6 protein-coding genes are annotated in these 4,740 nt (G+C 60.8%); all 6 read left to right on the top strand.

Annotation, left to right across the window (positions count from 1 at the left end; genetic code table 11):
* The coding region (locus tag AB4Z11_RS23415; RefSeq protein ID WP_442028038.1) for a urate hydroxylase PuuD at positions 1–1,043 on the top strand (1,043 nt) is incomplete at its 5' end.
* Positions 1,044–2,270, top strand: coding sequence for a M20/M25/M40 family metallo-hydrolase (locus tag AB4Z11_RS23410; protein ID WP_442028036.1), 1,227 nt, complete (start codon positions 1,044–1,046; stop codon positions 2,268–2,270).
* A 15-nt stretch (positions 2,271–2,285) separates the two neighbouring features.
* Entirely contained in the window at positions 2,286–2,732 is a 447-nt protein-coding gene (locus AB4Z11_RS23405; RefSeq protein WP_442028034.1) for an acyl-CoA thioesterase, read from the top strand.
* 96 nt (positions 2,733–2,828) lie between these two features.
* Entirely contained in the window at positions 2,829–3,518 is a 690-nt protein-coding gene (locus tag AB4Z11_RS23400; RefSeq protein WP_442028033.1) for a PEP-CTERM sorting domain-containing protein, read from the top strand.
* 111 nt (positions 3,519–3,629) lie between these two features.
* On the top strand, positions 3,630–4,373 hold the full coding sequence (locus tag AB4Z11_RS23395; protein WP_442028031.1) for an NF038120 family PEP-CTERM protein: 744 nt from the start codon (positions 3,630–3,632) through the stop codon (positions 4,371–4,373).
* Positions 4,374–4,393: 20 nt separating this feature from the next.
* On the top strand, positions 4,394–4,740 hold a 347-nt coding region (locus AB4Z11_RS23390), incomplete at its 3' end, for a hypothetical protein (protein ID WP_442028029.1).

Raw genomic sequence — 4,740 nt, 5'->3', positions numbered from 1 at the left:
CCGGCGAGCTGTGGGCAGTGCACGGCGGTGGTTTCTATAACCCGCAAAAATATCTGGTGGCTCCGGCTGAACTGCCGAAGGAACTGCACTGGTTCAAATGGGAGGCTTATACCACCTGGCTTTCCGGCTTTGCGCTGCTGACGATTGCCTACTACTTCAATGCGCAAGCCATGATGGTCGATAGGTCGGTGTCGGACCTGAGCAGCCTGCAAGCAGTCGGCGTAGGTATCGCCGCATTGGTGATCGGCTGGGTGGTGTACGACCTGCTGTGCAAATCTCCACTGGGCAAAAGCGACAAGTGGTTCGGCCTGGTGATTTTCGCGCTGCTGGTCGGCGCGGCCTATGTGCTGACGCATTTGCTGAGCGGCCGCGCGGCCTATATCCACATTGGCGCGATGATCGGCACCATCATGGTGGCCAATGTGGCGATGGTGATCATCCCCGGCCAGCGCAAGATGGTGCAGGCGATGCAGGCGGGCGGCCTGCCGGACCCGCAATACGGCATCAAGGCCAAGCAGCGCAGCGTGCATAACAATTACTTCACGCTGCCAGTGCTGTTCATCATGATCAGCAACCACTATGCGATGACTTACCAGAACAGGAACGCCTGGCTGGTGCTGGCCTTCATCATGGCAGCCGGCGTGTTCATTCGCCATTTCTTCAACCTGCGCCACAAGGGCCGCGTCGAATGGCGCTATCCGGCGATTGGCGTCGCGCTGCTGCTGGCGATTGCCGTGGTGATTGCGCCGTCACGGCCAGCGCAAGTTGCGGCGAGCGCCGATCCGGCCGCTGAATTTGCGAAAGTGAAGAGCATCATCGACCAGCGCTGCGTCGCCTGCCATTCGGCGCATCCAACCCAGCCTGGCTTCACCAGCGCTCCGGCCGGCGTGGTGCTCGATACGCCGGACCAGATCCATCAGCGCGCCGCGCAAATCCAGAAACAGGTGGTTGAGCTGAAGGCCATGCCACTCGCCAATCTGACCAGTATGACCGACGCCGAACGCGCGCAAGTCGCCGCCTGGCTGGCGGCAGGAGCAAAGTAAATGAAAGAACAAATCATCCAATGGATCGACCAGCACTTCGATGAAGAAGTGGCTTTCCTGCAGAAGGTCCTGCAAACGCCAACCGATACGCCGCCCGGCAATAACACGCCGCACGCCGAGCTGGTTGCGCGGCTGCTGGAAGCCTATGGCTGGAAGGCTGAGAAGCACGCGGTGCCGGAACAGGTGGTGCGTGATTACGGCATGGAGACGATCACCAACCTGATCGTGCGCCGTCCCTATGCGGCGGGCGGTCCGACCGTGGCGCTGAATGCGCATGGCGATGTGGTGCCGCCGGGCGATGGCTGGACCAAGCCGCCATACGGTGGCGTGGTGGAAGACGGGTATATCTATGGCCGCGCTGCTGCGGTCTCGAAATCCGACTTCGCGACGTTCGTGTTTGCCACGCGCGCACTGGAAGCGCTGGGCGTGCCGCTGAAAGGCGCGCTGGAACTGCACTTCACCTACGACGAAGAATTCGGCGGCCTGCTGGGTCCCGGCTGGCTGCTGGAAAAGAAACTGACCAAGCCGGATTACGTGATCGCGGCAGGCTTCAGCTACAACATCGTCACGGCGCACAACGCCTGTCTGCAACTGGAGATCACGGTGCACGGCAAGTCCGGCCACGGCGCCATGCCTGAAACGGGCCACGATGCTCTGCAAGCTGCCACCAGGATCCTGAACGCGATCTACGGGCAGCTGCCGGAACTGAAGAGAATCAAATCCAAAGTGCCGGGCATCGATTCGCCAACGATGCTGGTAGGCCGCATCGACGGCGGCACCAACACCAATGTGGTGCCGGGCAAAGTCGTGATGAAAATGGACCGCCGTATGATTCCGGAAGAAGATCCGGCGCAGGTGGAAGCCCAGGTGCGCGCGCTGATCGAAGAAGCGGTGCGCGGCGAGCCTGGCATCCGACTGGAGATCCGCCGCCTGCTGCTGTCGCACGCCCTGCGTCCGCTGCCCGGCACGGACACGCTGGTCGCCAGCATCCGCAACAACGCGAAGGACGTCATTGGCGAAGAGATCAGCGCGGGCGGAACGCCCTTGTACGCTGATGCACGGCTATATGGCGAGCATGGGATTCCAGCGGTACTATATGGGGCTGGGCCGCGTACCGTGCCCGAATCGAATGCCAAGAAAGCAGATGAAAAGCTGCTGCTGGAAGATCTGCGCAAAGCCACGAAAGTCGTTGCGCTTACACTGGCGGACTTCCTCGCAGCGGCATAACGCCGAGGAGATGTGATGTTTGAACGCAGGATGACCGCCGGCTGGGGCGATATGGATTTCAACAGCCATATGGCCAACACGGCCTATCTGAACAAGGCCGCCGACCTGCGGATGATTTATTTGTCCGAGCACGGTTTTCCGATGGGGGAGTTCAAGCGCCTGAACATCGGCCCGGTGGTGATGAAGGACGAATTGAACTACTTTAAGGAAGTGCTGCTGCTCGACCAGATCACTGTCACTCTCGCGTGCGCGGGCCTGTCGCAGGATGGCTCGCGCTGGATGCTGCGTTCCGATATCTACCGCAGCGATGGCAAGCTGGCGGCCCGCATCAACAGCTCCGGCGGCTGGCTGGACCTCACAGCGCGCAAACTGGTCACGCCACCACCGGCATTGCTGGCAGCCTGGCAGGCCTTGTACCAGACGGACGATTTCACCGAGCTGCCAAGCAGTGTTGTGCGTTAAATGATGGTTTGTCGGAAAATTGTAATCTCAATCGTGCGCACATTTTAGCTATGTACCATTAGTCACTCTTACTAACTTGTTAAGAGGAGGGTACATATGTTCCTGCATCGCCCACGCGGCATTGTCGCCGCGGCCGCACTGCTAGCCGGTGCGGCCATCCCCGCAGCGCATGCCGATACCGTCACGCTGGACACCCATACGCAAGGCTGGGTGGACAGCAAAGGCGGCGGCAACGGCTCCGAGTCGTTCAGCAATATGTACACAGGGATCGACCATGAGAGCTATATCAACAGCTGGGCGCTGTTCTACATTCCGCCCGGCAGTTACAGCTCCGCCAGCATGACCTTCGATCCCAAGTTCTACGGCGACTACGGCGCCAGCACGATCGGCATCTTCGATGTATCGCACCGCTACACCACTTTTTTGAACAGCATGCAGCCCGGTAAGGATGTCTACGCGGACCTGGGCAGCGGTGCGCTGTATGGCACGGCTTCGCTGCTCGATACGGCGAAGACGGTCAACCTGTCCGGCAACGCGGTATTCGACATCAACGCCGCCGCAGGCAGCTACATCGTTTTCGGCTTCAGCAATCTCACCTTGAATCAGCTGCCCATCGACAGCACACCGGGCGGCATTTATCTCACCGGTTTCGGCCGAGGGCAATCGCCGCTCGAACTGAACCTGGTCACAGCGCCCGTTCCTGAACCGGGCAGCTGGACGATGCTCTCCGGCGGACTTGGCCTGATCGGCTGCGTCGCACGCCGGCGCCGCTCGCGACCCGCCTGATCTTCCTGTTCCTGTAAAGCGCAGTTTGCATTCGTGGCCGCCGCAGCGCGCCGCGCGGGATTCGTGCGCGCTGTCGAAAGCCATCATTCGAAACTTCTTTGAGGATGATCCATGAATCTGAGAAAACAAATCGGGGCAACGTTGCTGGCGGCCGCTGTGGTGGCGGCGCCGGCGCAGGCAGACACGCTGGACTTCGAAGGCATCGCCGCGCAGGCGGTGGGCTACAAGGATGTGGTGGAACATAAGGGTTACTCGATGACGGGCGAGTCCGCGCTGGACGATGCGCTGCCCGGCGATCTGGTCGGCGGCATCATGAATGGCAGTAAGCCCACGGACTGCCTGTGGCTATCCTGCCCGGTCAACAACAGCACCACCTATTACACGGGCTTGAACGATGGTGTGATGCTGCTGGAGCGCGATGATCACAAAGCCTTCTCCCTGCTGTCGCTGGACGCATCTTTCGTCGGCGCCATGCAAGGCGCAGCGACGCCCGATATTCCGGGCATCCTGCGGATTCAGGGCTTCCGCGCCGATCACACCTACGACATCTTTGACGTCGAGCTGCATCAGTCGAATCGCCAGTTCTTCTTTGAGAACACCAGCACCGGCGATTTCGGCAAGGACCAGTTTATCGCCATGGCTTTCTTCGGCCTGGCCTGCGGCGACGGCGGCGATTGCCACGCCTTCGAAACCAACCAGGGCCAGTTCGCCATCGATAACCTGAATGTGAGCGTATCGGCTGTACCTGAGCCATCCAATATCGCAATGCTTGGCGGCGGCCTCCTGGTCATGGGCGCGATGACACGCCGCCGCAAGAACCAGCGCTTTGCGAGCAAAGAAGAATTGTCCGCTTAAACCCAGATCTAGGAGACTTCATGAAACTACGTCCTGTAACGTGGGCGGTGCTGGTCGCCCTGAGTTTTGCTGCGCACGGCGCCTGGGCCGAAGCTGTGCGCCGTCCTTACATTGTGCAGCTGGCCGACGCGCCGGTAGCGTCCTACAGCGGTGGCATCGCCGGCCTGCAGGCGACCCAGCCTGCGCCGGGCCAGCGCCTCAATCTGCAATCGCAGCCGGTGCAGCTGTACACCAATTATCTGCAGCAGCGCCAAGCCAGCGTGCAAGCGATCGTGGCCGGTGCGCCGGTGCTGGACACGGCCAAGGTAACGGGCAAGATCGTGACCTGCCTGCGCGGCGTGAACAATCGCGTTGATAAGAGCCTGGC

This window comes from Pseudoduganella sp. RAF53_2 (genome assembly GCF_052113985.1).
GTDB lineage: Bacteria > Pseudomonadota > Gammaproteobacteria > Burkholderiales > Burkholderiaceae_D > Rugamonas.
Note: the sequence above shows the minus strand (reverse complement) of the source record. Positions and strands in the feature narration are given on the sequence as shown.

Excerpts from the sequence above, each read along its gene's own strand:
- AB4Z11_RS23395 (WP_442028031.1), top strand. The coding sequence starts at position 3,630 with ATGAATCTGAGAAAACAAATCGGGGCAACGTTGCTGGCGGCCGCTGTG.
- AB4Z11_RS23405 (WP_442028034.1), top strand. The coding sequence starts at position 2,286 with ATGTTTGAACGCAGGATGACCGCCGGCTGGGGCGATATGGATTTCAAC.
- AB4Z11_RS23400 (WP_442028033.1), top strand. The coding sequence starts at position 2,829 with ATGTTCCTGCATCGCCCACGCGGCATTGTCGCCGCGGCCGCACTGCTA.
- AB4Z11_RS23410 (WP_442028036.1), top strand. The coding sequence starts at position 1,044 with ATGAAAGAACAAATCATCCAATGGATCGACCAGCACTTCGATGAAGAA.